Here is a 24988-nt window from a genome sequence, read left to right on the forward strand (position 1 = left end):
GTGAGGACGCCACGCCATGGCCGACGTGCCCACCATCCGCCTCAACAACGACGTCAAGATCCCGCAGCTGGGGTTCGGTGTGTGGCGGGTGCCCGCCGACGGCACGGCCAAAGTCGTCACCACCGCGCTGGAAGCCGGTTACCGCAGCATCGACACCGCCGCCATGTACGAGAACGAAGCCGGTGTCGGCGAGGCGATCCGCGCCTCGGGGATCCCGCGTGACGACCTGTTCGTAACCACCAAGCTCTGGAACGCGCACCACGGCTACGACAAGGCACTCAAGGCTTTCGACGCGAGCCTGGCCGCGCTCGGGCTGGACCGGATCGACCTGTACCTCATCCACTGGCCGCTGCCCCGGCGCGGTAGCGCGGGCGAAACCTACCGCGCGCTCGAAGCGATTTACCGTGACGGACGGGCTCGCGCCATCGGCGTCTCCAACTTCACCGCGGCACACCTGCGGTCGTTGTTCGAGGAGACGGAGATCGTGCCCGCGGTCAACCAGGTGGAGCTGCACCCCGCGCTGCAGCAGGTGCCGCTGCGCGAGTTCCACGCCGAACGCGGGATCGTCACCGAGGCGTGGAGCCCGCTCGCGAAGGGCTCGCTGCTGGGCGAAGAGGCCATCACGGCGCTCGCGTCCAAGTACGGCAAGAGCCCCGCGCAGATCGTGCTGCGCTGGCACCTTCAGCTGGGGAACGTGGCCATCCCGAAGTCGGTGACGCCGTCGCGGATCGCGGAGAACATCGACGTCTTCGACTTCGAGCTGGCCGACGACGACATGCTGGTCATCGCGGAGCTGGACAACGGCACCCGGACCGGGCCGGACCCGGACACCTTCGACTACGCCTAGGTGCCCTTGATGCCGGCGCCCGCGAAGTCCTTCTGCTGGTCCGGCTGCTTGAGGAAGTCGCGGAAGGCCTGGGCGGCGCGCTTCTGCGTGTCGTCCACCCGGCTGTCGCCGAGGCCGACGTACGGGTAGTCGGCCGACATCGCGTTCGCCACCGACAGCGGCGGCGCGCTGACCAGCTCGGGCTTCTTGGACTGCAGCTCGCCCGCCCAGAACGAGGACTCGGGGATCCAGGCGGCGGGCAGCCCGCCGATCAGGTCCAGCGGCGCGGCGCCGGTGAGCGAGGCGAGCACCTCGGAGGACTTGAACGCCGAGACGTCGACGTGGACGCAGTGGTCACGGACGACCGTCTTGGCCTTGTTCCACTTCTCGGCGGCGAGGGTGACGGGCCGCTCGATCGACTGCGTGGTCACCACGCGGATGTTCGAGTTGCCCGCGTCACAGCTGACCGCCTGCGCCTCGGCGCGGCTGTTGGACATGCTGTCGAGCCAGTTCCAGCCCGCGATGCCGAGGCCGACGAGCAGCACGAACACGAGACAGGCGATGGGCCACTTGGCCATCCGGCGGCGTGGTGCCTTCTTGCCGACGATGCGATGGGAGCCGGTGCTTTCGCCGCTTCCGGCCTGTGCACGACGGGCGGGCGGGTCGAGGGGGTGAGGCAGCGGTTCCTCGGCCAGGGTATGACGCCCCATCGTTATCCTTTCGCTACCGGTCCATGCGCTCTGTAGGCGCAATCAAAACGTTATCACTCTAACAGGTGTATTCAAGGGGCGAAATGCGGTGACGCACAGTTTTAGCATGAGGTGTCAACATGCTCACCGTGTGAACTTTCTTTAGCTCAGGTAACGATAGGCGCGGCGTGACAGGCCCCTCACGCTGCGGGGTTGTTGTCATTTGCCGATAACCGCGCGGAATCAGAAAAGAATGGTCAACTCCGCGCAGGTTTCACGGAGATTTTCGCGCAAAGGTGCCGCCCGACGTGCGAATTCCGCCTGGGCGCCCGCGTATTCGCGGCGGCCGTCCACCGTCTCGATACGGACCGGTGGGTACCCGTGGTCCGCCAGATCGTACGGACTGGCACGCATGTCCAATTCCCGGATTTCCGCCGCCAGTTCGAAACAGTCGCCGAGCAGCTCCGCCGGGACGAACGGATCGAGCTTCGCCGCCCACTTGTAGAGATCCATGTTGGCGTGCAGGCAGCCGGGCTGCTCGAAGTCGGCTTGAGTCTCCCTGGACGGCTGCAGCTCGTTGCGCGGGCGCGCCTCCGGCGTGAAGAAGCGGAACGCGTCGAAATGCCCGCAGCGCACGCCCATCGACTCGACCACCTCGTCGGTGCCGGGTGAGCCGAGTCTCAGCGGCAGCTGGGCGTGCCGGATCTCACCCGCCGGCTGCCGGTAGACCATCGCCCACTCGTGCAGCCCGAAACAGCTCAGCCGCGGCGCACGGGACGCGGTCGCCGTCAGCAGCGCGCCGATGTAGGTCACCGTGCGCCGCGACGCGGCCGACGGGTCTACCGTGATCCCGCCTGCCACCTCGCGGTAACCCTTGCGGTCGAGGAACCGCCGCGCCTGGGCGCCCGCCAGCACCACGCCGAGCCCCGGGCTCCACCGCTCCAGATGGGACGGTTTGTGCGAGTAGTAGGTGAACAGGAAGTCCAGCACCGGGTGCTTTTCCTGCCGCGAGCGCCGTTCGGTGTGCGGCACCGTCCAGCGCCGCATCCGCTCGGCGTGCGCTTCCTCGCGGGCACGCCACTCGGGTTCGGTCAGTACCTTCATACCCGCACGTGCGTCCCATCGCGCACGGTGCCGACGTACTCCTCGACCAGATCTTCCAGCGCCACCACGCCGATCGCCCTGCCGTCGGCGTCGAGCGCGCGGGCGAGGTGGCTGCCTTCCTTGCGCATGGCCGAAAGCGCGACGTCGAGCCGCGCGTCGGCGCGCAGTTCGGTGAGCGCACGCGTCTTCGTCGCGGGGATGATGCTCGACGGGGCCTCACCGGCCTGGTCGAGCACGTCCTTCACGTGGAGATACCCGATCAGCTCACCGGTTTCGGCGCGCAGCGGGAAACGCGAGAAGCCGGTCGACGACACGATCGCCTCGACGTCGCCCAGCGTCGGCGTGCTCGGCAACGTCTTCAGCTCGGCCGTCGGCACCAGCACGTCCGCGACCGTCTTCTGGACCGACGACAAAGTCTGCGTCAGGCGCAGGTGTTCGGACTGCTCCAGCAGGCCCTCGCGACGCGACTCGCTGAGCAGTTCGGCGAGTTCCGCTGAGGTGTAAGCGGTTTCGAGCTCGTCCTTCGGCTCCACCTTGACCAGCCGCAGCGCCGAGTTGGCGATGAAGTTCAGCAGCCAGATGAACGGGTTCACCAGCTTCACCCACGCCACGTGCAGTGGCACCAGCCACAGCGCGAGCCGCTCCGGCTCGGCGATCGCGAGGTTCTTCGGCACCATTTCGCCGATCAGCACGTGCAGGATGGTGATGAAGGCCAGCGCGATCGCGAACGAGATCGTGTGCCGCAGCACCTCCGGCACACCGAACAGGTCGAAGAACGCGGCCAGCCGGTGCGCGATCGCGGGCTCGCCGAGACGGCCGAGCAGCAGCGAGCAGATGGTGATGCCGAGCTGTGCGCCCGCGAGCATCAGCGAGACGTTCTTCGACGCGTTGATGACCGTGCGCGCGCGGGTCTTTCCCTGCTCCAGCAACGCTTCCAGCCGGTCACGGCGCGAGGAGATGAGACTGAACTCCGCGCCGACGAAGAACGCGTTCGCCAGCAGCAGCACGACCACGAGGAAGATCGAGAACCAGTCGCTCATCGGACCAGCTCCTGATCGGCCTGGGTGAGTTCGAGCGAGCGCACGTTGACCTCGGCGATGCGCAGGCGGTCCATGGTGGTCACCGTGAGCCGCCAGCCGTCCACATCGGTCCAATCGCCCTCGGCCGGTATCTTGCCGAGGCGTTCGAGGATGAGCCCGGCGATCGTCTCGTAGTCACCGTCGGGCATGTGGAAACCGGTGACGTCGGTGACCTCGTCCGCGCGCAGCTGACCGGACACCATCCAGCTGTCGGCGCCGAGTCGTTGCGCCGCCGGGGTTTCGTGCCCGTCGTGCTCGTCGCGGACGTCGCCGATGATCTCCTCGACCACGTCTTCGAGCGTGACCAGCCCGGCCGTGCCGCCGTACTCGTCGACGACGATGGCGAGCTGGAAACGCGAGTCGCGCAGCCGGTTGAGCAGCGAGTCACCGGGCAGTGACTCCGGCACCGTCGGCACCGGGCGCATGACAGAGCCGACGCGGACCGTGTCGCGCTCGGCGCCCGCCACGGTGAACGCCTGCTTGATGTGGACCGCGCCCTGCACGTCGTCGAGATCCTCGGAGTAGACCGGGAAACGGGAGAACCCGGTCTCGCGGGACAACGCGATGAGCTCGTTGATCGACTGGTCGACGGTGAGCGACTCGAGCTGCACGCGCGGGGTCATGAGCTCCTCCGCCGTCCGCTCGCCGAAGCGCAGCGACTTGTCCAGCAGTTCCGCGGTCGAGGTGTCGAGCGTGCCGCTCTCCGCGCTGGAGCGCACGATCGAGCCGAGCTCCTGCGGTGAACGGGCCGAGCGCAGTTCCTCCTGCGGCTCGACGCCGAACTTGCGCACCAGGAAGTTCGCGCTGTTGTTCATGATCGTGATCAGCCAGCGGAACAGCGCCGAGAACCGCGAGTGGTACCCGGCGACCGCGCGGGCGGTCTGCAGCGGGCGCGCGATCGCGAGGTTCTTCGGGATCATCTCGCCGAGCAGCATCGACAGCGAGGTCGCCAGCAGCAGCGCCACCGCGAGCGAGACCCCGGACGCGACCGCGTCGGACAGGCCGAGCGCGGTCAGCGGCGGCCGCACCAGCTCACCGATCAGCGGCTCCGCCAGATAACCGGTGATCAGCGTGGTGAGCGTGATCGCCACCTGCGCGCCGGAGAGCTGGAACGAGAGGCTCTGATGGGCCTTCTGCACGGTGATGGACCGCTTGTCGCCGACCTGGCGGACGTTCGCGTCCACGGTCGAGCGCTCCAGCGCGGTCAGCGAGAACTCAGCGGCGACGGCGAGGCCGGTGCCGATGGTCAGCAGCAGGAAGAATAGGACGCCCAAAACGGCGAGAAGGACGTCGATCATCGTCGCCCGCCGGGGGGAAAGCCGGGTTCGCCACCCGGCTCGATACTGTCACCAGGTGACTGCGCGTCGCGCACGAAAAGAGTCACTCCTCTAGAAGATGTTTGCGGCGAGCCCAATCTTACCGGGTGACCAGCGGTTCTACGCGCGGTATGGCCTTCGTCCCAATAACGCGACCAGCCGGGTGGGCGCGTCGGCGTGCCGGGAGACGGCCACCGGCGGGTCGAAAAGGCCGAGTCCCTGCCACTCGTCGAGCTGCGGGCGCAGGACTTCCAGCAGCTCGGCGGCCACAAACGCGTCGATCGGGTTCGGCTGCCCGATGGCGGTCGCGAGGTCCCACGCGTGCACCGCGAGATCGATGGTCATCTGCCAGCCGTAGTCGGCGCACTCGATCAGCCCGGTCGAAACCTGCACGTTCCTGGTGAGCACGCCGGGTTCGTGGAACGCCTCGCGGGCGGCCGCGGCCGCCCGCTCCCAGGTCTTGAGCGGATCGTCGCCGAGCACGTCGCCGTCGAACCGGCCGCCGACGTCGTCCATGGTCGCGCCCGCGAGCAGGTGCGGCACCCAGAGCTGCTCGGCGGTCAGGTGATTGACCAGGTCACGCACGGTCCACTCGCGACACGGCGTCGGCAGCCGCCAGTGCCGGGTGCCGACCCCGCGCAGGACCCGGTCGAACGAGTCCATCGCGGCGCCGTGCGCTTCGAGAAGAGCCACGTGGACAGTTCACCATGATCGGGGTGGCTATGCCGGACGGATCCGCGCGCTCACCCGGTGCCGTCGCACCGACTCCTCGACGAGGTCGAGCACCGGGCCGAGATTGTCGGCGGGCAGCCCCATCGCCAGATGCGAGACGAGGCCTTCGAGCACCAGCTCCAGGAAGCTGGTCAGCACGGCGACGTCGACGTCGTCACGGAGATTTCCTGCTTCGCGCTGCCGGAGGAGGCGCTGACGGGTGGCGGCGGTGAGCTGCTGCGACCGTTCGGCCCAGCGCGCCCGGAACTCGGGATCGGTGCGGAGCCGTCGTGACACCTCGAGCCGGGTGCCGAGCCAGTCGGCGGGATGGTCGCTGCCCTCGGCGAGCAGGTCGCGCATGACCTGCACGAGACCCTGCTCGGCGACGACGTCGGCCATCCGGACGGCGTCGTCCTCGGCGAGCGCGAGGAACAGGGACTCCTTGTCGCGGAAGTGGTGGAAGATCGCGCCGCGCGACAAGCCGGTCGCCTCTTCGAGCCTGCGCACGGTGGCGCCTTCGTATCCGAAGCGGGCGAAACACACTCGGGAGCCATCGAGGATCTGGCGGCGTCGTGCGTCGAGGTGATCCTGGCTCACACGTGGCATCCTTATTTCTTAACACCGCGAGCCCAGGTTTAGCAATCCGTACGTACGGTTTGTTGCGCTCCGTCAACGTGGCGAACGCCGCTTTCACAACCTTCAACGTTGCGAAAGCGGCGTTCGTTACTTCGGGTGCTAGGGGATGGTGAGGACCGGGACCGTCTCGGGCGAGGCCTGGACCCGGTTGTCCTCCGCGAGCTGCCAGCCGGTGACGCGAGGCGGGATGCGGTCCATCGACCAGGCGCTCAGCAGCAGCGCGACCTTGGACTGCATCTCGGTGCGCAGGCGCTGGAACGAGTCCGCCGGGTCGGCGCCGACCTCACCCAGCAGCAGCCACCAGGCCCAGGCCGCCGCGCCCGCGTTGGCCACGAAGTCCGGGATCACCGGGATGCCGCGCGCCGTGAGCAGGCCCTCGGCTTCGGGCGTCGTCGCGGCGTTGGCGGCCTCGATGACCACGCGGGCCGCCACCGAACCCTGGTTGCCGGGCGTGATCGCGTACGAGATCGCCGCCGGGACGAACAGGTCGGCCTCGATCGAAAGGACCGCGTCGCGGGGGAGCCGCGAAACCTCAGCCGGCACCTGCGAACGGTCGATCTCGCCGAAACCGTCGCGCAGTTCGAGCAACGCCGGGATGTCTAGGCCGTCCGGGTGATAGAGGGTGCCCGCCGCGTCGGCCACGGCGATGACCTTCATGCCGGCCTCGTGCAGATAGAAGGCCGCGCCGCCGCCCATCGTGCCGATGCCCTGGATCGCGACGGTCGTCGCCGCGCACTCCTGCTCCCACGCCGCCGAGACGCCGAGGCAGGCCTGTGCCACGCCATAGCCGCCGACGACGTCACCGAGCAGCAGGCCGCCGGGGACGGGTGCGTTCAGTCCGGCTTGGACTCGGCGCAACGTCCTCGCGGGGTCGGCCGAACGGCTGATCGCCGCGTGGTACGACTGCTCGAGGCCGAGCCTGGCGAAGACGTCGTCGATGAGGTGCTGGGGGACGCCGAGGTCCTCCGCGGTCACCCAGTGCGCGTCGAGCCACGGCCGGAAGAAGGCACAGAACCGCTCCAGCACCTCGACCGCGCGGGGATCCTTGGGGTCGAAGTCGATGCCGCCCTTGGCGCCGCCGACCGGCAGGTTGAACGTCGCGGTCTTGTTGGCCATGCCGCGCGCCAGGTCTTCGACCTCGCTCAACGTGCAGCCCGCGCGCATCCGCGTGCCGCCGGTCGCCACACCCGAAACCAGCGAATGGATGACCAGGTAGCCGTGCGCGCCGGTCACCGGGTCGATCCATGTGGTCCTGGCCAGCGGCTCGGATTCCTGCCTTCTCAACATCTCCACCCTTCGTCACGTGCACCTGTCACCAGCGTGCGGCGGGGGTGGCGCGCGCGTCCAGTTAACGAAAGTGCACGAAGTTGTTTAGGGTTTCTGCATGGAGCTTTCCTTGCACCGCTTGCGGATGCTCCGGGAGCTGCATCGCAAGGGCACCGTCACGGCGGCCGCCGCGGCGTTGCACTACACGGCTTCCGCGGTGTCCCAGCAGCTTGCCCAGCTCGAGCGCGATGTCGGGGCGAAGCTGTTCGAACGGCTCGGCAGGCGCGTCCAGCTGACCGAGCTCGGCAGGCTGCTGACCGAGCACGCGGAGGAGATCCTCGGTTCGGTCGAACGGGCGACCCACGCGCTGGAGGAGGCGCAGGAGCCGCTCACCGTCAAGCTGACCGCGGGCGTCTGGGCCTCGGTCGCCTCGGGACTGCTGCCGTCGGCGTTGACGACGCTGGCCGGCGAGCATCCCGGTATCCAGGTCCGCACCAGGGAACTCGCGCCGGAGGACACCGCCGACGCCGTCCGCGACGGCACGCTCGACCTGTCGTTCGTGCTCGACTACAGCGACGCGCCGACGCGCTGGGATCCCGACCTGGAGCGGGTGACGATCGCGGTCGAACGGCTGCACGCCGCGGTGCCGATCGGAGCCGTGCCGTCCGGCGCCGCCGCGCTGGCCGACCTCGCCGAGCACCCGTGGATACTCGCCAGCCCGAAGAGCCACTTCGGCAAGGCCGTGCGGGTGGCCTGCGCGCGCCACGGGTTCGAGCCGAAGATCAACCACGAGGTCGAGGAGCAGTTCACCGCGATGGCCATGGTGGCGTCAGGGCTCGGCGTCACGCTCGTGTCCGACCTCGGGCTGACACTGCGCCCTCCGGGTATAGATGTCGTCCCGCTGACCACGCCGCTGCTGCGCACGGTCTCCATCGCCTACCGCACGAAGGCGTCGCGCCGGCCCGCGTTGAACCTGGTCATCGAGGCCGTGCGCGGCGCGGCGGCCGAGCTCGGGCTGGCCGTCTAGTTCTTACGGTCCGCGTACTCGTAGGGGTGCCGCCGAGTCGAGTGCTGCGAATTGTCGTACCCCGCGTGTAGCGTCCGAAGGAGGTTTCCCACTCATCGGAGGCGGTGAAAAGAACATGACGGCGGTACGTGAATTCCCGGAGAAATCCGGGAGTGCGGTGAACCGCACGGCCAGGGTGCTCGCGGACAGAGCCGCTGGTGAGGCATATGTCGCTTCGGTCTGTTTCAAGCACGGGCCACCCCGGCTGCTCGGCGTCGAACTCGAGTACACGGTGCACTACACGGACGACCCACGAAGACCGCTGAGCCCGGACGACCTGGCCGCCGCGCTCGGTCCGCACACCCCCAGGACGCTCCGCCCCGAAAGTCCCGCACTTCCCCTGCCGGGTGGCTCGCCGATGAGCCTCGAACCCGGTCTGCAGGTAGAGATCTCCGCCAAGCCCCAGCCTTCGCTGAGCGCGCTGGCCGAGGTGGTCTCGCAAGACCTGGCCCGACTATCCGAACTTCTCGCCCGCCATGGCCTGCGCTTGGGCGAATCCGGCATCGACGCCCATCGGCGGCCTGTCCGGACCCTGCGCACCGAGCGGTACGCGGCCATGGAGCGCCGCTTCGCCCCGATCGGCGAAGGCGGCATCACCATGATGGCGGGCACCGCCGGCCTGCAGATCTGCGTCGACGCGGGCGAAGAAGCCCAGCTGGCCAAGCGCTGGGCCGCCGTGCACGCGCTCGGGCCACCGCTGCTCGCGCTCTTCGCGAACTCGCGCGTGCACGCGGGCCGCGACACCGGCTGCGCCTCGGCGCGCTGGCTCGCGGTGATGCGCACCGAGCCGGTGCGCACCCAGACCACGGGGTCCACATCGGACCCGCCGTCGGCATGGGCGAGCAGGCTGCTCGACACGCCGCTCATGGTGCTGCCGCGCGAAGGCGCGCCATGGGACGCGCCGGACGGCCTGAGCTTCGCCGACTGGATCGACGGCCGAGGTGCCGGCGCCGTGCTGCCCAGACCGACCGAGGCCGATTTGGCGTACCACCTCAGCACGATGTTCACCCCGGTCCGGCCACAGGGCTACCTCGAGGTCCGTTATCTCGACGCGCAACCCGGCGCGGACTGGCTGCCGCCGGTCGCGCTGTTCACCGCGCTGCTGGCCGACGAGTCCACAGTGGACATGGTGCTCGACCTGTGCGCACCGGTGCTGGACCAGTGGGAAAGCGCCGCGAGGCTCGGCCTCGCGGACGCCGGAATCGCCGCGGTGGCGAGGAAGGTGGCCGATCTCGGCTGCGCCTCGCTGCACCGCACCGATCTTCCACAACGGACGATCGCCGAGATCGCCGACGCCGTGCAGAAACGTGCCGGCGCTGAGGAGACTTCCCGAAATGACCGCAGTAGAAGAGAACCCGCTCCGTGAACTATCCCCGCAGGACCTGCGCGCGCACGCCGCCGAGGCGCTCACCCGCGCCAGGGCCCGCAGCCTGGTGCTGACCGACGTCGACGACGAGACCCTGACCCGGCAGCACTCGAAACTGATGTCCCCGCTCGTGTGGGACCTCGCGCACATCGGCAGCCAGGAGGAACTCTGGCTGGTCCGCGACGTCGGCGGCCGTGAGCCCGTGCGCGGCGACCTCGACGAGATCTACGACGCGTTCCTGCACGCCCGCGCGGACAGGCCGTCGCTGCCGATGCTCGGTCCGGAGGACGCGCGCGGCTATGTCCGCGAAGTGCGCGCGAAGTCGTTGGAAATACTGGAAAAAGTGCCGCTGAGCGGACGCAGGCTGCTCGAGGACGCGTTCGCGTTCGGCATGATCACCCAGCACGAGCAGCAGCACGACGAGACCATGCTCGCCACTCATCAGCTACGCCAGGGCGACCCGGTGCTCCACGCCCCGAACCCGCCTTCGGGTTCGGGGAGGCTGCCTGCGGAGGTGCTGATCCCCGGTGGCCCGTTCCTGATGGGCACGTCGGCGGAACCGTGGGCGCTCGACAACGAACGTCCCGCGCACGAAACCGTGGTCGAGGCGTTCTTCATCGACACCACCCCGGTCACCAACGGCGCCTACACCGCGTTCCTCGACTCGGGTGGCTACGACGACCCGAAGTGGTGGAGCGAGCCGGGCTGGATCTACCGCAACGAGCACGACATCACCGCGCCCCGCTTCTGGAAGCGGGAAATCGACGGCTGGTGGCGCACGAGATTCGGCGTCTACGAACGGGTGCCCGCCGCCGAGCCGGTCGTGCACGTGTCGTTCTACGAGGCCGAGGCGTACGCGAAGTGGGCAGGCAGGCGCCTGCCGACCGAGCCCGAGTGGGAGAAGGCGGCCAGGTTCGACCCGGGGAGCGGCCGGTCACGCCGGTTCCCGTGGGGTGACGACGAGCCCCGCGAGGAGCACGCCAACCTCGGCCAGCGGCACCTGCGGCCCGCCGAGGCCGGCGCGTACCCCGCCGGGGCGTCGCCGCTGGGCGTGCATCAGCTGATCGGCGACGTGTGGGAGTGGACCAGCAGCGACTTCCACGGTTACCCGGGCTTCGCGGCGTTCCCGTACCGGGAGTACTCGGAAGTGTTCTTCGGGCCGGAATACAAGGTGCTGCGCGGTGGTTCCTTCGGTACGGACGCGGCGGCGATCCGGGGCACCTTCCGCAACTGGGATTACCCGATCCGGCGGCAGATCTTCTCCGGCTTCCGCTGCGCCAGGGACGCCGGACCAGGGGAGATCGGCTAGCGATGTGCAGGCATTTGGGGTACCTCGGGCCGCCGTGCGCGCCGGGCGAAACGATCTTCGCGGCGCCGCACTCGCTGCTGCGCCAGTCGTACGCGCCCGCGGACATGCGCGGCGGCGGCACGGTCAACGCCGACGGGTTCGGGTTCGGCTGGTACGGCGAATCCGGTGAGACGCTGCGCTACCGGCGCGTCAGTCCACTGTGGGCGGACGAGTCGCTGCCCGCGCTCGCGCAATCCTTACGCACCAACGCTTTTGTCGCCGCCGTGCGCAACGGCACCACCGGCATGCCGGTGACGGAGGCCGCGTGCAGCCCGTTCACCGACGGCAGGTGGCTGTTCAGCCACAATGGACTCGTCACCGGCTGGCCTGGCTCGATGGCCCCGCTGGCGGAGAAACTGCCGGTCACGGAACTGTTCACGGTCGAAGCGCCGACCGACTCGGCGCTGCTGTGGACGTTGCTGCGCGAACGCCTGCGTGACGGCGAAGACCCGCTGGAAGCGGTCACCGGCCTGGTGCTCGCCGTCGAGGCGGCGGCGCCGGGGTCCCGGCTCAACTTCCTGCTCACCGACGGCGAGCAGCTCATCGCGACCGCTTGGACGCATTCGCTGTCCCTGCTGCGCCAGGGTGACGCCGTGTACGTCGCCTCCGAGCCGTTCGACGGGAACCCCGACTGGACCCCGGTGCCCGAGAGACACGCCGTGCGCGCCGACCGTGCGACGGCGACGATGATCCAGATCGGCCAAGAACCAGATCGGAGTGCTCGACCCTGATGACCGAAGCCGACCTCGAAGTGCACCACAGTGCCGAGTCCGCGGCGGGCGCGTTGCGCGCCGACGTCCGCGAAGGATTGGCGGCCACCCAGAAGTGGTTGCCCGCCAAGTGGTTCTACGACGCGCGCGGCAGCGAGCTGTTCGAAGCGATCACCGCGCTGCCCGAGTACTACCCGACCAGAGCCGAACGGGAGATCCTGCGCCGCGAGGCGGGTGAGATCGCCCGGCTGACCGCCGCGCACACGCTGGTCGAGCTCGGCTCCGGCTCCAGCGAGAAGACGCGCCTGCTGCTCGACGCGCTGACCGAGCACGGCACGCTCGAAAACTTCGTCCCGCTCGACGTCTCGGCGTCCGCGCTCGCCGAAGCCACCACCGCCATTGCGGCCGACTACCCGAAGCTGGACGTGCGCGGTGTCGTCGGCGACTTCACCCAGCATCTCGACCTGCTGCCCGGCGAGCGGCCGCGGGTGGTCGCCTTCCTCGGCGGCACGATCGGCAACTTCCTCCCCGCCGAGCGCGCGAAGTTCCTCAGCTCCGTGCGCGAGGTGCTGGCGCCGGGGGAGTGGCTGCTGCTCGGCACCGACCTCGTCAAGGACCCGGCGACACTCGAACGGGCCTACGACGACGCCGCCGGCGTCACCGCCGACTTCAACCGCAACGTCCTGCGCGTGATCAACGCCCGGCTCGGCGCCGACTTCGACCCGGACGCCTTCGCCCACGAGTCGTTCTGGGACACCGAGGCCGAGTGGATCGAAATGCGCCTGCGCGCCCGCGAAGCCGTCACGGTGCGCATCCCGGGCGCCGACCTCGAGGTCCCCTTCGCGGCGGGCGAGTACATCCGCACGGAGATCTCGGCGAAGTTCCGCCGCGACGGCGTCGAGGCCGAGCTGTCCGCGGCAGGCTTCGAACTCGCCCACTGGTGGACCGACGCCGACCACCGCTTCGCCCTCACCCTCGCCCGCTCGACCGGCTGACCCACCCCACCCCACCCAACGGGATAAAGCGGGCTTTACTCCCGGGAGTAAAGCCCGCTAAACCCCCGGGGATAAAGCCCGCTTTACTCCCGGGGATAAAGCCCGCTGAACTTCCGGGAGTAAAGCGGGCTTTATCGCGGGGAGTAAAGCCCGCTTTATCCCGGTCTTCGGGAGTGACCCGGGGTGGGGAGCGGGCGTGGGGTTGGGAAGGATGCGGGGGTGCGTAATCCTCTTGTGGCAATGGCGCGGGCGCTGGGGACCAGGCCGTGGCTGATGAGCCTGGCTCCGGGGATCATCTGGGCCGATCAGAGGCTGCACCGGGCCTCGTCCGGCCGGTTCAGCCTGGTCGCGATGGCCGGGCTGCCGTCGCTGCGGCTCACCACGACCGGCCGCAAGTCCGGTGTGGCCAGGAGCAACAACCTGCTGTACTTCCCCGACGGGGACGGCTTCGTGCTCACCGGCTCGAACTGGGGAAAGCCGAGCGACCCGGCGTGGACGTTCAACCTGCGTGCCAAGCCGGAGGCGACGATCGCGATCAAGGGCCGCGAGACCGCGGTGGTCGCCCACGAGCTGACCGGCGAGGCCTACGACGTGATGTGGCGGCGGCTGCTCGAGTTCTGGCCGGGTTACGCCATGGAGCGTACGGCCGCGGGCCGACGGTTACCGATTTTCCGGTTGGCCAGGTCCATTTGAGGCTTTTGCTCCATCCTTTCGGCCGGTGACGGCGCTCACCCGACTGTGGAAGGGTCGGAACCCGTGACTCACCGTGACACGCGGTGACGTGTGGGAGGAGAAGTCTTGCCGAGATCCACGAGGAGGCCAGTGCGGGTATTCGCGCTGGTGGGGGCGCTCGTAGCCGGGACGGTGCTGGCGGGAGCGACGACGGCCGCGGCCGCCGAGGACGGCGGGAAGGTCTTTCCCGCGCCGGTCGGCGCCACGCCGCCGGTGAAGTGGGGTATTCCCTGCCCGGCGGGCACGCTGAGCGGAGTGCCTGCCGACAAGCTGAAGGAATACAGCTGCGGCAGCTACCGGATGCCGATCGACCATGACAACAAGTACCTGGGCACCATCGACATCGGGCTGCTCAAGCACTCGGCGAACACCCCTGACAAGAAGATCGGGTCGCTGTTCCTCAACCCCGGCGGCCCCGGTGGCGCCGGCCGCCGCATGGCCATCTCCGGCACCCGGTTCCTGCAGCCGTCGGTCGTCGACAAGTTCGACCTGATCGGCTTCGACCCGCGTGGCGTCGGCATCAGCAACCCGCTGAAGTGCTTCACCACGCAGGAGGACGCCGACGAGGTGTTCGGCGCCCAGATCGCCGTGCCGATCTCGCGCGCGGAGATCTCCGGCACGCTCGCCGCGTACCGCGACTACGGCCAGTTCTGCAAGAACAACGCGGGCGCGCTGCTCAACCACATGTCCACCAAGGACGTGGTGCGTGACCTCGACGTGCTGCGTGCCGCGGTCGGCGACCAGAAGCTGACCTACGTCGGCTTCTCGTACGGCACCCTGATCGGGTCGACCTACGCCGCGATGTTCCCGAAGCAGTCCCGCGCGATCGTGATCGACGGCAACGTCGACCCGCAGCTGCGCACCTCGGACGGCGTCCAGTACGACCGCGAGCGGGCCACCGGCTTCGAGATCGCGCTCGACGGGTTCCTCAAGCGCTGCCAGCAGGTCGGCACGAACTGCGCGTTCAGCTCCGGCCAGCCGCGCGCGAAGTTCGACGAGCTGCGCACCTACCTGCGCTCGAAGCCGCTCACCGCGCCCGACGGCAAGCCGTACACCATCAACAACTTCACCGGTGACATCTCGGGCGCGCTGTACGACCCGGGCGCGTTCAGCGGTCTCGCTGCCGACCTGCAGTACTACTACAACGCGGCCTTCCCGCCCGCCGGTGCGCAGACGCAGTCGCTGGCAGGCGCGAACCTGAAGGTGCTGAACGGCAGCGGCAGCGGCCGTCAGGACGGGCGCGGCGACTCGCCGTACACCGGTGACGACTCGTACTTCGGCGTGAACTGCCTCGACAAGCAGTTCAAGGGTGTCAAGCAGGACAGCGTCCCGGCGATCGCCGCGAAGTGGGAGCAGGAATCGCCCACCTTCGGTCGCTACCAGGCGTTCTCCGACACCGCCGGCTGCCCGGTGTGGCCCGCCAAGAAGCCCGACGTCTACCGCGGCCCGTGGCGCGCCGAGACCGACACCCCGGTGCTGGTCATCGGCAACTACTACGACCCGGCGACGCAGTACAAGTTCGCGCAGCGGATGACCAAGCAGCTCGGCAACGCCAGGCTGCTGACCGTCGACGCGTTCGGTCACTGCATCCTCGGTGACGCGCTGGGCGTGGACAAGGCCACGGCCGAGTACCTGGTCGACCTCAAGGTGCCCGCCGCAGGCCAGGTCTTCCAGCCCAACGTCCAGCCGTTCGGCACGGCCGCCGCGGCGGCCTCGGCTGACAAGCGCTAACCAGCTCGGCCGGGGATAAGCCCGCTGAACTCCCGGGGATAAAGCGGGCTTTATCCCCGGGAGTAAAGCCCGCTTTATCCCGGGGCTCGGCATTGTGGGGTCGTGAGTGGTATCGCCGGTTCTAACCCAATGCCACGTAGCTTGAGTTGATCAGGCTGCGCGGGTGAGTCCGCGTAGCCTGATCGTGGGTGGGCTGGGGTGGCGGGTGCTGGCTGGTTCGGTGCGTGTCTTGGCGCGGTATGCGTTGTGGCGTAACCGTTTGACCGCGCGTGGGCATGTTCGGTGTCGGCGGGGCGGGAGGGGTTTGCCGGTGATGTCGGCCAGGATCGTGGGTAGTGCGTCAGTCCAGTCCGGAGGGGGAAAAACCCGCCGTGCCGGTGGCGGAACGACGGGCGATACGCAGGACACGGCTGTAGCTGATCCGGTCGGGGTCGAGATCTGCGGCCTCGGCCGCGCGGGCGATCAGGACACTCAGGGCGTAATGGACGGTCAGCCACGCCCAGATCTCCTGATGCACCAGCTCCGGAAGTCTCGATCGCAGGATCTTGCCCGGCCCTCGAAGATGGGTTTTGAGCTGGTCATTGGCGGTTTCCTCCTCCCAGCGCTGGTGATAAGCCGCGGCGAGTTCCTCGGGGCGTGTCATGCCAACTGTGTAGGTCGGGGGTGTACCAAGATCGACCGGCCTGGTGGGCGGTCGGAAGGGACACCGAGTGACGCAGAACACATCGCCTCGTCGCAGTGACGAGGCGGCGGCGCGGCAGCTGGCGGAGACGTTCTCGCCGGAGACGATCGACGCGCTGCTGAAGGACGCCAAAGCGGCCGGAACGCCGATCGACGGCGTCAACGGCTTGCTGAATCAAATGACCAAAGCGGTCCTCGAGCGGGCGCTGCAGGCCGAGATGACCGACCATTTAGGCTATGACGCCGGCGACCCCTCCGGTCGCGGTTCCGGCAATTCCCGGAATGGGAGGTCGACCAAGACGGTGTCGACGATGAACGGTCCGGTCGATATCGAGGTTCCGCGTGACCGGAACGGGTCTTTTGAACCCGCGATCGTGCCGAAGCGATCTCGTCGGATCGGCAACATCGACGACATGATCCTGTCACTGTACTCCCGGGGCATGACCACCCGCGACATCGAAGCGCATTTGCTGGAAGTTTATGGCGTGAATGCCTCCCGGGAATTGATATCGAACGTGACCGATGTCGTGGTCGACGAGATCAAAGCGTGGCAATCACGTCCGCTCGACGAGGTGTATCCGATCCTGTATGTGGATGGAATCCGGATCCGCGTCAAAGACAACGGCGTGGTGACCACCAAAGTCGCCTACCTGGCCATCGGTGTCGACGTGGACGGCCGCAAGCACGCTCTCGGCTGCTGGATCCAGGACACCGAGGCCGCGAAGTTCTGGCAGAAGGTCGTCACCGACCTGCGCAACCGTGGCGTCAAAGACATCCTCATCGCCTGCTGCGACGGCCTGACCGGTCTTCCCGACGCGATCAAAGTGATCTTTCCTGACACGGTCGTGCAGACCTGCGTGGTCCACGTCATCCGCAACGCCTCGAAATTCGTGTCCTACAACGACCGCAAAAAGATCGCCACATCGATGCGCGAGATCTACTGCGCCCCCACCGTCGAAGGCGCCGAACTCGCCCTGGCCGAATTCGACAAGAAATGGGGGCAACAATATCCAGGAGCCATCGACGTGTGGCATAACGCCTGGAATGACCTCATCCCGTTCCTTGACTACCCGCCGGAACTCCGCAAAATCGTCTACACCACCAATGCTATCGAATCCATCAACTTCCAACTCCGCAAAATCACCAAGAACCGCGGACACTTCCCCGACAAAGACGCAGCCATGAAACTTCTCTACCTCGGACTCCGCAACATCTCCAGTCAACGCGGCGGAACATCCGGAACGGGAACACACGGCTGGAAAGTCGCACTCAACACCCTAGCCCGCCTCTTCCCAGGAAGGCTCCCTTTCTGATAACCTGAAAAACGTAAGTAATCACCTCTGACTTACACAGAAATCGTGACAGGCGAGTTCCTCGGCGGCCGCGTCGTCGGAGTCGGTGATGTTCGTGAGCAGCACGATCAGCTCACCGGTGCCGTTGCCCACGCGGTCGGGGATGTCGTATTCCACGACCCGGACCAGGTGTGCCTCCTCGGGGTGGATCTGGTCCCCGGCCATCGCGGCGTCGAGAATCTGACGACGACGGCCCGCTCCGCGGACCTTCGGGTTGATCAGAACCGTGAGATAAGACCCGTCGGACAGAACCCGCACCACCGGCAACGCCAGGTTCGCCGGTGCCCGCCACAACAACGCCGCGCCCGTGCGTGAGGCGCTGTCCCACGCGTCCCAGCTATAGAAATTCCGGTCCGCGGTCAGCAGCTCATCAGCAAGCAGGCGCGGATAGAGCTCCTGCGCCAAGGTTTGCTCCCCCGTCGCATAGGCGCCGACGCGAGCGGCGAGGAACGCGTGCGTGCCGCATTCGGCCAGCGCCACCACCCGCGCTTTCGGAAAGGCCGAGCGGTGCTTGCCCGATCCGGCATACCCGAACTCCTCCACATTGCCCGCGGTGTCGGGCAGGTCGACCTCGAACCCGTCGATCGCCAGCAACCGCCACCGCCGCAACCACGCGCCACGCGTGTCCGAAGTCGCCACCGCCTGCGCGACACCCTCGAACACCTGCTCCATCACCACCGGCCCCAACCGTTTACGAGCCTGAGTGATCCCACTGGCCGTCGGCACCGTCCAGGACGCGTCCCAGCACCCGAACCGCGACAACGACCCGGTCACCTTCGTCGCGACCTCTTCATAATCATCGTCGGGGAACAAGCTCATCGCCATCGTCAGCACCGCCACCACACGCGGCGGCAGCTTCCCATCCGACCGCTTCGCCCCCACCCCGCACGCGGCGATCGCGGTGTCGATCACATCCCGATCCACCGCCGCCACCAGCACACCCAGCGACACCTGATCCGGGCTGGCCGTCACACCTGAACTCATAACCGACGATCAGACCAGCCCGCCCCAGACAACCCACGCCGCCACGCCGCAAACCCACCACCACAAACAAGATCAACTTAAGCTACGTGGCATTGGGTTCTAACCGGCCGTACCGCTCACGACCTCTTTGCGTTGGGGGTTAAGGTAGCGGTGAATCATTCACCGATGGTGGGGGTTGTGCGTGTCGCGCTTCCTTCGTGCCCGCTGGGTGATCGCGGTGGCGGTCGTCGTGCTCGCGGGTGTCGTGGTGGCCCTGAAGTGGCCTCGTAGCTCGGAATCCCTTGCAGAGTCCGAAATCTCCGTTTCGCGGTCTTCGTGTGCCGAGGGCTGGAACGCCAAGCCTGGCAGGCAAACGCTGCAAGTGCGGAACACGGGTGCGGTGACGGCCGAGGTCGAGTTGATCGACCCCGGCACCGGAATGGTGTACGGCGAAATCGAGGGGCTCGGCGCCGGGACGGTCCGGGCTTTGCCGGTCGAGCTGGGCAATGGCGATTACGCGTTCCGGTGTCTTCCCGAAGGTGACGCGCCTTTCGTGGGGCCGAAAGCGCACGTTTCGGGCGGAGCCGAGCGCCGCGGGCCTGCCGTCGTCCCGGTGACGAACGCCGATCTGCTCGGGCCGGTGAAGGCGTATCACGAGTATGTCCAAAACGGACTCGGCACGCTTACCGAACAGGTCGCCGCCGTGAAAACCGCCGTGCGGGGCGGAAATCGGGCGGCGAGCCAGTCGGCGTGGCTGACCGCGCACCTGACCTACGAGCGGCTCGGTGCCGCCTACGACGCGTTCGGCGACGCGGACGCGGCGATCAACGAGACCGGGTTCCACGGGCTCGAAGCCGGGTTGTGGCGCGGTGATGACCTGGCGAAGCTCGTGCCGGTCACCGAGCAGCTCGAAACCGATGTGCGTGGATTGCGTGAATTCTTCGCCGGTGCCCAAATCGATCAAAATGATCTCGGGTTGCGCGCGCATGAAATCATGGAGAACTCGCTGCAATTCGAGCTGACCGGCAAGACCGATGGCGGCAGCGGGACTAGCCTGGCGACCGTTCTGGCCAATGTGGACGGAACCAGTGCCGTGCTCGACGTGCTGCGGCCGTTGCTGACACCGCGATTCCCCGGTCTCTCCACTGTGGACAAATGGATGAATCGGACAAGGACGGCGGTCTCGGCCGCGAGACGCGCCGACGGCACCTGGACGCCGCTGGCACAGCTCGATCCGGCGCTGCGGCAGAGGATCAACGGCTCGGTCGCCGAGCTGACCGAGCAGCTCGCGCCGATCGCCGCGATCGCCGAACCGAGGAGGGTGTCGTGAACCTGGCGCGCCGGACCTTCCTGCGTGGCGCGGTCGCGGGCGTCGGCATCGCCGGGCTCTCCGCGAGCGCCCACGCCCAGCCCGCCTTCCACGGCGCACGGCAGCAGGCGATCCTGCGTGAACCCGCCCGGCAGAGCGTCGTCGTCTCGTTCGATGTGATCGCCGAGAACCGGGACGAGCTGACGGAGCTCTTCAAGACCGTCACGGACCGCGCCAGGTTCCTGGTGGCCGGAGGCGCGCCCGCCGCGCTCGGCATCACCGCGCCGCCGTCGGACTCCGGGGTGCTCGGGCCGGAGGTGCCGCGCGGTGACCTCGGCGTGGTGCTCGGCGTCGGCTCGTCGCTGTTCGACGACCGGTTCGGGCTCGCCGCGCGCAAGCCGGACAAGCTCAAGCCGATGCCCGCGTTCCCCGACGACGCGCTCGACGAGAAGCAGTGCCACGGCGACCTCAGCCTGGTGCTCACCGCCGAGCAGCCGGACACGGTCCTGCACGCGCTGCGCGACATCACGCGCGCGACGCGCGGCGGCATGCAGGTGCGCTGGAAGCTCAACGGGTTCAGTTCACCCGCCAGGCCCGACGGCGCGCCGCGCAACCTGCTCGGCTTCAAAGACGGCACGGCCAACCCCGTCGAGTCCGAAATGGACCGTCTGGTGTGGACCCCGGACGGCGGCAGCTACCAGGTGATCCGGTTGATCAGGATGCTCGTCGAGTTCTGGGATCGGGTCTCGCTGTCCGAGCAGGAGAACATGATCGGCAGGCGGCGCGACACCGGCGCCCCGCTCGACGGCGCGCGCGAGACCGACGTGCCGCGGTTCGGCGACGATCCCGTCGGCACGGTGATCCCGCTGACCAGTCACATCCGGCTCGCGAACCCGCGCACCGACGACACCGGCGGCAGCAGGCTGCTGCGGCGCGGGTTCAACTACGACCGCGGCGTCGACGCGAACGGCAACCTCGACATGGGGCTGATCTTCACCTGCTACCAGCGCGATCTCGAAGCGCAGTTCGAGACCGTGCAGAAGCGGCTCGACGGCGAGCCGCTGACCGACTACATCTCGCCGTTCGGCGGCGGGTACTTCTACGCGCTCCCGGGTGTCACCGGTACCGACGACTACTACGGCCGCGCCTTGCTGGCCCGTTAGGAGGATCCACAGTGGACAAAAAGGTGCTGGTGGCGCTGGCGTCCGCCGCCGTGCTGGCCGCCGGCTGCAGCGGAAGCGGGGGAGAGCAGCCCGCGCCACCGTCACGGGACAGCGAGGCGCGGACGGCCACCCCGATCAAGCACGTGGTGGTGATCTTCGGCGAGAACATCGCGTTCGACCACTACTTCGGCACGTATCCCAACGCGGCCAACACCGACGGCACCCAGTTCACCGCCGCCGCCGGGACACCGCAGGTCAACGGGCTGACCCCGGACCTGCTCACCCACAACCCCAACGCGTACCAGCCGAAGCGGCTCACCCACGAGCAGGCGATGACCTGCGACCAGGACCACGACTACAACAAGGAACAGGCCGCTTACAACGGCGGCAAGATGGACAAGTTCGTCGAGAACACCGAGAAGGACAAGTGCACCGGCCAGCCGGTGCTGTTCGGCGAACCCGGCCTGGTCATGGACTACTACGACGGCAACACCGTCACCGGCATGTGGAACTACGCCCAGCACTACGCGCTGAACGACAACTCCTTCGACACGGTGTTCGGCCCGTCGACGCCCGGTGCGATCAACCTGATCTCCGGGCAGACGCACGGCGTCCAGGCCGTCGACTCGGTGAGCGGCGAGCCCAAGGACGACCCGAAGGCGGCCGTCTCGCCGGACGCCTCGAAGGTCGGCACGATCATCGAAGACCCCGACCCGGCGTTCGACGACTGCTCGGACAAGAACCACATGGCCAAGGACAACCTCGCGGTGATGCAAGGCCGCAACATCGGCGACCTGCTCAACGAGAAGAAGGTCACCTGGGGCTGGTTCCAGGGCGGCTTCCGCCCGACCACGCCAGGCGGCGGCGAGAGCGGGCGCTACGCGGTCTGCGGGCAGTCGCACAAGAACATCGGCGGTCAGTCCGTTGTGGACTACAGCCCGCACCACGAACCGTTCCAGTACTACAAGTCCACGGCCAACCCGAAGCACCTGCCGCCGAAGTCGCCGGACGCGATCGGCAAGACCGACCAGGCCAATCACCAGTACGACCTGGCCGACTTCGACACCGCGCTCGGCGCGGGCAACCTGCCCTCGGTGAGCTACCTCAAGGCCGGGTCGTACCAGGACGGCCACGCCGGCTACTCCGACCCGCTCGACGAGCAGGAGTTCGTGGTCGACCAGGTCAACAAGATCCAGCAGTCGCCGCAGTGGGCGTCGACCGCGATCGTGCTCGCCTACGACGACTCCGACGGCTGGTACGACCACGTCGCCGGACCGGTCGTCAACGGCTCGAACGACGCGAAGCAGGACTCGGCGATCTGCACCGCGCAGCCGGTGAAGCTCGGCGGCCACGCCGACCGCTGTGGCTACGGCCCGCGTCTGCCGCTGATGGTGATTTCGCCGTACAGCAAGGTGAACCACGTCGACCACACGCTGACCGACCAGACCTCGGTGCTCCGCTTCATCGAGGAGAACTGGTCGACCGGCAAGATCGGCGACTCGTCGTACGACGAAATCGCGGGTGATATGCGGTCTATGTTCGATTTCGGCGCCGCTGCCGGAAAACCGCTGAAGCTCGATCCCAAGTCGGGTGCCATTATGCCTTGATGGACATTCATCAAGAGAAGTCATCGAGTCGCTTAATAGCGAATGGGCCAGTTGACAAAGTGGCGCTCGACCCAACGGCCTACGCTTTTCGTGGTCCGGGGATAACGACGTTTCGTGCCAGCTTTGCTGGGGTGGGTCCTCGCTCACCCCAGCAAAGCCCAGGGAGGAAACGTGAGTTGCGAGCCGGTCGCTTATCCGTTCAACAGCTCCGAGGGACTGGAAATATCGGACATTTATGCGAAAGCGCGTGAATCCGGAACTCTGCTTCGCGTGCAATTGGCATATGGTGAGCCGGCGTGGCTGGTGACCCGTTATGCCGACGCCCGTCTCGTCTATGGTGATAATCGATTCTCGCGGTCGATGGCATTGGAGCGGGATCAGCCACGCCAGGTGCCGGAAACGCTGGACGAGGGCCTGATGTCGATGGACCCGCCGGAGAACACCCGACTACGTGGCCTGATCGCCAAGGCGCTGACCGCGCGCCGGGTCGAGGAAATGCGGCCGCGGATCCGTTCGCTGGCAGAGGGTCTGCTCGATGGGCTGATGGCGAAAGGCGACACTGCCGAATTGGCGGCCGAGTACGGTTTCGCCTTGCCCGGAGCGGTCATTTGCGGGTTGTTCGGCGTTCCCGAAAGCGACCACGACGACTTCATCAAATGGAGCAACGCCACTGTTTCGACCGAGGGCCTGACTCCGGGACAGGCCGCCGAGTATCGCGCCACCCAGCACGAATACATGATGAACGCGATCGCCGAGCGGCGGGCGCGACCGACCGACGACCTTTTGAGCGGACTGGTCGAGGCTCGCGACGAACACGACAAGCTGAGCGAGTTCGAGCTGGTGGTTTCCTCGCTCGGACTTTTGTTCGGCGGTTACGAGACCGTGGCTTCGCAGATACCGAATTTCACTCTGCTGCTGATGGAAAACCCCGAGGAGTGGCAGCGGCTGATCGACGAACCGGACTTGATTCCCAACGCCATCGAAGAACTGACGAGGTACGTTCCGCTCGGCACCGGCGCCAGTTTCGCGCGGTACGCCACCGAAGACATCCAGATCGGGGACGTGCTGGTCAAGCGCGGTGAACCGGTGCTGGTGTCGATCGGCGCGGCCAACCGGGACCCGGAGCAGTTCGAGGGACCGGACCTGATCCGTCTCGACCGCAAGCAGGTCCAGCACCTCGGCTACGGGCACGGGCCGCATCACTGCCCAGGCGCGGCGCTCGCCCGCTGCGAGCTGCAGGAGGCGCTGCGCGCGCTCACGGTCAAGATGCCCAAGCTGAGGCTGGCGGGCGAGGTCGTCTGGAAGAAGGCGATGATGGCGCGTGCGCCGAAGGTGATGCCGGTGACCTGGTAGCGCTGTTGTCCCAATGCGTCTTTCGGCACCTACGGGGTGACGAAAGACGCATTGGGATTTTTGCGCGGTGCTTACGGCGAGGCCCGAGCGGGCCGTGTACGGTGGGTCGAGTTGATCTAGTACGAGACCGGAGAGCGAGGTGAGCGGAACATGCCGGAAGACAGTTCTGGGAAGACCGCCCTCGTGAGGTACGTGCGCTAGCGCGGTCTTCGTCCTGTCTGGCTGTCCGCACGCCAGAAAAGCGAGATTCGCCATGAACACCTTTGAGATGCTGCTTCGCGTGGCCACCGGCGTCGGCCTGGGCACCGTGATCGGCTTCGAGCGCCAGTTCCGCGCCAAGATCGCGGGCCTGCGCACCAACGCGCTCGTCGCCGTCGGCGCGACGTTGTTCGTCCTGTTGTCCGCGCACGGTTTCGGTGACGTCACCGGCGCGGGCAGCGCCGACCCGACGCGGGTAGCGGCCCAGATCGTGTCCGGGATCGGGTTCCTCGGCGCCGGCGTGATCATCCGGGACGGGATGAACGTGCGCGGGCTGAACACGGCGGCGACGCTGTGGTGTGCCGCGGCCGTCGGAGCCCTTGCGGGAGCGGGACTTTACGCGATCGCGGCCACCGGGACCGCGGTGATCGTGGGCGTCAATGTCGGCCTGCGCGCGCTGGGACGCAAGGTCGACCGGAAGCCGGGCGACGCCGAGGGGTGCGCCGAGTGAGCCCGCGAAGCGCGGTTACACGCTCCACCAGGGACCGCAAGAGGTCTTGCCCTTGCGGCAGATCTGGAATTTGACGTACTTCTTCCCGGTGTACCCGGGGTTCGCGCTGTCCCAGGGCACGTCGGCCTCCTTGTTGTCCAGGCTGATCCGGAGGTGGTGATCGGAGATGGTCCCGACGGTGTTCGTCTTTCGCCAGGTGCCGTTCCTGGTGCGGTCCGCGTTGGCGGTGGTCCTGCCGCGGGTGATTTTCATGGTGACTCCTATTGACGGTCGGCT

At 67.6% G+C, this 24988-nt stretch carries 23 protein-coding genes and 1 pseudogene; 14 read left to right on the forward strand and 10 right to left on the reverse strand.

The window, feature by feature from the left end; genetic code table 11:
* Window positions 1–16 precede the first annotated feature (16 nt).
* Window positions 17–847: an aldo/keto reductase gene (locus AB5J62_RS17465; protein WP_370949273.1), complete on the forward strand. Its 831-nt coding sequence runs from the start codon at window positions 17–19 to the stop codon at window positions 845–847.
* Here AB5J62_RS17465 and AB5J62_RS17470 read toward each other — a convergent pair.
* The 7 genes from AB5J62_RS17470 to AB5J62_RS17500 all read right to left on the reverse strand — a co-directional run bounded on the left by AB5J62_RS17470 (window position 844) and on the right by AB5J62_RS17500 (window position 7648).
* On the reverse strand, window positions 844–1536 hold the full coding sequence (locus AB5J62_RS17470; RefSeq protein WP_370949274.1) for a hypothetical protein: 693 nt from the start codon (window positions 1534–1536) through the stop codon (window positions 844–846). The two genes, AB5J62_RS17465 and AB5J62_RS17470, sit on opposite strands and share 4 nt — an antisense overlap.
* A gap of 222 nt (window positions 1537–1758) precedes the next feature.
* Window positions 1759–2619 carry a 3-methyladenine DNA glycosylase gene (locus AB5J62_RS17475; protein WP_370949275.1) on the reverse strand — a complete coding sequence of 287 codons (861 nt, stop codon included), beginning with the start codon at window positions 2617–2619 and terminating at the stop codon, window positions 1759–1761.
* Entirely contained in the window at window positions 2616–3659 is a 1044-nt protein-coding gene (locus AB5J62_RS17480; RefSeq protein ID WP_370949276.1) for a hemolysin family protein, read from the reverse strand. Before AB5J62_RS17480 ends, AB5J62_RS17475 begins: the two co-directional genes overlap by 4 nt.
* Entirely contained in the window at window positions 3656–4996 is a 1341-nt protein-coding gene (locus AB5J62_RS17485; protein ID WP_370949277.1) for a hemolysin family protein, read from the reverse strand. Before AB5J62_RS17485 ends, AB5J62_RS17480 begins: the two co-directional genes overlap by 4 nt.
* Window positions 4997–5134: 138 nt before the next feature.
* Window positions 5135–5707, reverse strand: coding sequence for a TIGR03086 family metal-binding protein (locus AB5J62_RS17490; RefSeq protein WP_370949278.1), 573 nt, complete (start codon window positions 5705–5707; stop codon window positions 5135–5137).
* A 27-nt stretch (window positions 5708–5734) separates the two neighbouring features.
* The gene (locus tag AB5J62_RS17495; protein ID WP_370949279.1) at window positions 5735–6331 is read right to left on the reverse strand and encodes a TetR/AcrR family transcriptional regulator; all 597 of its coding nucleotides are present in this window, start codon (window positions 6329–6331) and stop codon (window positions 5735–5737) included.
* 129 nt (window positions 6332–6460) lie between these two features.
* A complete protein-coding gene (locus AB5J62_RS17500) occupies window positions 6461–7648 on the reverse strand; it encodes a Glu/Leu/Phe/Val dehydrogenase (protein WP_370949280.1) in 1188 nt (395 codons plus the stop codon).
* Window positions 7649–7745: 97 nt separating this feature from the next.
* Here AB5J62_RS17500 and AB5J62_RS17505 point away from each other — a divergent pair, with 97 nt between their 5' ends.
* From AB5J62_RS17505 to AB5J62_RS17535, 7 genes are all read left to right on the forward strand, one after another.
* Window positions 7746–8654: a LysR family transcriptional regulator gene (locus AB5J62_RS17505; RefSeq protein ID WP_370949281.1), complete on the forward strand. Its 909-nt coding sequence runs from the start codon at window positions 7746–7748 to the stop codon at window positions 8652–8654.
* Window positions 8655–8769: 115 nt separating this feature from the next.
* The gene (locus AB5J62_RS17510; protein WP_370949282.1) at window positions 8770–10059 is read left to right on the forward strand and encodes a glutamate-cysteine ligase family protein; all 1290 of its coding nucleotides are present in this window, start codon (window positions 8770–8772) and stop codon (window positions 10057–10059) included.
* Entirely contained in the window at window positions 10028–11368 is a 1341-nt protein-coding gene (gene egtB, locus AB5J62_RS17515; RefSeq protein ID WP_370949283.1) for an ergothioneine biosynthesis protein EgtB, read from the forward strand. Before AB5J62_RS17510 ends, egtB begins: the two co-directional genes overlap by 32 nt.
* Before the next feature lie 2 nt (window positions 11369–11370).
* Complete coding sequence (gene egtC, locus AB5J62_RS17520) at window positions 11371–12138, forward strand: ergothioneine biosynthesis protein EgtC (RefSeq protein WP_370949284.1); 768 nt, start codon at window positions 11371–11373, stop codon at window positions 12136–12138.
* Entirely contained in the window at window positions 12138–13112 is a 975-nt protein-coding gene (gene egtD / locus AB5J62_RS17525; protein WP_370949285.1) for an L-histidine N(alpha)-methyltransferase, read from the forward strand. The genes egtC and egtD overlap by 1 nt, the downstream gene beginning before the upstream one ends.
* A 219-nt stretch (window positions 13113–13331) precedes the next feature.
* Window positions 13332–13805, forward strand: coding sequence for a nitroreductase family deazaflavin-dependent oxidoreductase (locus tag AB5J62_RS17530; protein WP_370949286.1), 474 nt, complete (start codon window positions 13332–13334; stop codon window positions 13803–13805).
* Window positions 13806–13934: 129 nt separating this feature from the next.
* On the forward strand, window positions 13935–15575 hold the full coding sequence (locus tag AB5J62_RS17535) for an alpha/beta hydrolase (protein ID WP_370949287.1): 1641 nt from the start codon (window positions 13935–13937) through the stop codon (window positions 15573–15575).
* A 340-nt stretch (window positions 15576–15915) separates the two neighbouring features.
* Here AB5J62_RS17535 and AB5J62_RS17540 read toward each other — a convergent pair whose 3' ends face one another.
* Window positions 15916–16218, reverse strand: coding sequence for a hypothetical protein (locus tag AB5J62_RS17540; protein ID WP_370949288.1), 303 nt, complete (start codon window positions 16216–16218; stop codon window positions 15916–15918).
* Window positions 16219–16336: 118 nt separating this feature from the next.
* Here AB5J62_RS17540 and AB5J62_RS17545 point away from each other — a divergent pair, with 118 nt between their 5' ends.
* Window positions 16337–17569, forward strand: a complete 1233-nt coding sequence (locus tag AB5J62_RS17545) for an IS256 family transposase (protein WP_370950285.1) — start codon at window positions 16337–16339, stop codon at window positions 17567–17569.
* Between the two features lie 21 nt (window positions 17570–17590).
* On the opposite strand, the gene AB5J62_RS17550 is transcribed toward AB5J62_RS17545, so the two are convergent.
* The gene (locus AB5J62_RS17550) at window positions 17591–18592 is read right to left on the reverse strand and encodes an IS4 family transposase (protein WP_370949289.1); all 1002 of its coding nucleotides are present in this window, start codon (window positions 18590–18592) and stop codon (window positions 17591–17593) included.
* Window positions 18593–18773: 181 nt separating this feature from the next.
* Here AB5J62_RS17550 and AB5J62_RS17555 point away from each other — a divergent pair, with 181 nt between their 5' ends.
* The 5 genes and pseudogenes from AB5J62_RS17555 to AB5J62_RS17575 all read left to right on the forward strand — a co-directional run.
* Window positions 18774–19901, forward strand: a complete 1128-nt coding sequence (locus tag AB5J62_RS17555; protein WP_370949290.1) for an EfeM/EfeO family lipoprotein — start codon at window positions 18774–18776, stop codon at window positions 19899–19901.
* Window positions 19898–21043, forward strand: a complete 1146-nt coding sequence (locus AB5J62_RS17560; RefSeq protein WP_370949291.1) for a Dyp-type peroxidase — start codon at window positions 19898–19900, stop codon at window positions 21041–21043. Before AB5J62_RS17555 ends, AB5J62_RS17560 begins: the two co-directional genes overlap by 4 nt.
* Window positions 21044–21054: 11 nt before the next feature.
* Window positions 21055–22650, forward strand: coding sequence for a phospholipase C (locus AB5J62_RS17565; protein WP_370949292.1), 1596 nt, complete (start codon window positions 21055–21057; stop codon window positions 22648–22650).
* A gap of 123 nt (window positions 22651–22773) precedes the next feature.
* Window positions 22774–24003: a cytochrome P450 gene (locus AB5J62_RS17570; protein WP_370950286.1), complete on the forward strand. Its 1230-nt coding sequence runs from the start codon at window positions 22774–22776 to the stop codon at window positions 24001–24003.
* 253 nt (window positions 24004–24256) lie between these two features.
* A pseudogene (locus tag AB5J62_RS17575) lies at window positions 24257–24697 on the forward strand (MgtC/SapB family protein); the annotation flags it as partial.
* Window positions 24698–24727: 30 nt separating this feature from the next.
* On the opposite strand, the gene AB5J62_RS17580 reads toward AB5J62_RS17575, so the two are convergent.
* Window positions 24728–24964: a hypothetical protein gene (locus AB5J62_RS17580; protein WP_370949293.1), complete on the reverse strand. Its 237-nt coding sequence runs from the start codon at window positions 24962–24964 to the stop codon at window positions 24728–24730.
* Between the last annotated feature and the right edge of the window lie 24 nt (window positions 24965–24988).

It is taken from the genome of Amycolatopsis sp. cg5 (assembly GCF_041346955.1).
Classification (GTDB): Bacteria; Actinomycetota; Actinomycetes; order Mycobacteriales; family Pseudonocardiaceae; genus Amycolatopsis.

Bases quoted from the DNA above. Each gene is read 5' to 3' on its own strand.
- AB5J62_RS17475 (WP_370949275.1), bottom strand. From the start codon at position 2,619: ATGAAGGTACTGACCGAACCCGAGTGGCGTGCCCGCGAGGAAGCGCAC.
- AB5J62_RS17550 (WP_370949289.1), bottom strand. From the start codon at position 18,592: ATGAGTTCAGGTGTGACGGCCAGCCCGGATCAGGTGTCGCTGGGTGTG.
- AB5J62_RS17485 (WP_370949277.1), bottom strand. From the start codon at position 4,996: ATGATCGACGTCCTTCTCGCCGTTTTGGGCGTCCTATTCTTCCTGCTG.
- egtC (WP_370949284.1), top strand. From the start codon at position 11,371: ATGTGCAGGCATTTGGGGTACCTCGGGCCGCCGTGCGCGCCGGGCGAA.
- egtB (WP_370949283.1), top strand. From the start codon at position 10,028: ATGACCGCAGTAGAAGAGAACCCGCTCCGTGAACTATCCCCGCAGGAC.
- AB5J62_RS17480 (WP_370949276.1), bottom strand. From the start codon at position 3,659: ATGAGCGACTGGTTCTCGATCTTCCTCGTGGTCGTGCTGCTGCTGGCG.
- egtD (WP_370949285.1), top strand. From the start codon at position 12,138: ATGACCGAAGCCGACCTCGAAGTGCACCACAGTGCCGAGTCCGCGGCG.
- AB5J62_RS17510 (WP_370949282.1), top strand. From the start codon at position 8,770: ATGACGGCGGTACGTGAATTCCCGGAGAAATCCGGGAGTGCGGTGAAC.
- AB5J62_RS17580 (WP_370949293.1), bottom strand. From the start codon at position 24,964: ATGAAAATCACCCGCGGCAGGACCACCGCCAACGCGGACCGCACCAGG.
- AB5J62_RS17465 (WP_370949273.1), top strand. From the start codon at position 17: ATGGCCGACGTGCCCACCATCCGCCTCAACAACGACGTCAAGATCCCG.
- AB5J62_RS17505 (WP_370949281.1), top strand. From the start codon at position 7,746: ATGGAGCTTTCCTTGCACCGCTTGCGGATGCTCCGGGAGCTGCATCGC.
- AB5J62_RS17495 (WP_370949279.1), bottom strand. From the start codon at position 6,331: ATGCCACGTGTGAGCCAGGATCACCTCGACGCACGACGCCGCCAGATC.
- AB5J62_RS17500 (WP_370949280.1), bottom strand. From the start codon at position 7,648: ATGTTGAGAAGGCAGGAATCCGAGCCGCTGGCCAGGACCACATGGATC.
- AB5J62_RS17540 (WP_370949288.1), bottom strand. From the start codon at position 16,218: ATGACACGCCCCGAGGAACTCGCCGCGGCTTATCACCAGCGCTGGGAG.
- AB5J62_RS17470 (WP_370949274.1), bottom strand. From the start codon at position 1,536: ATGGGGCGTCATACCCTGGCCGAGGAACCGCTGCCTCACCCCCTCGAC.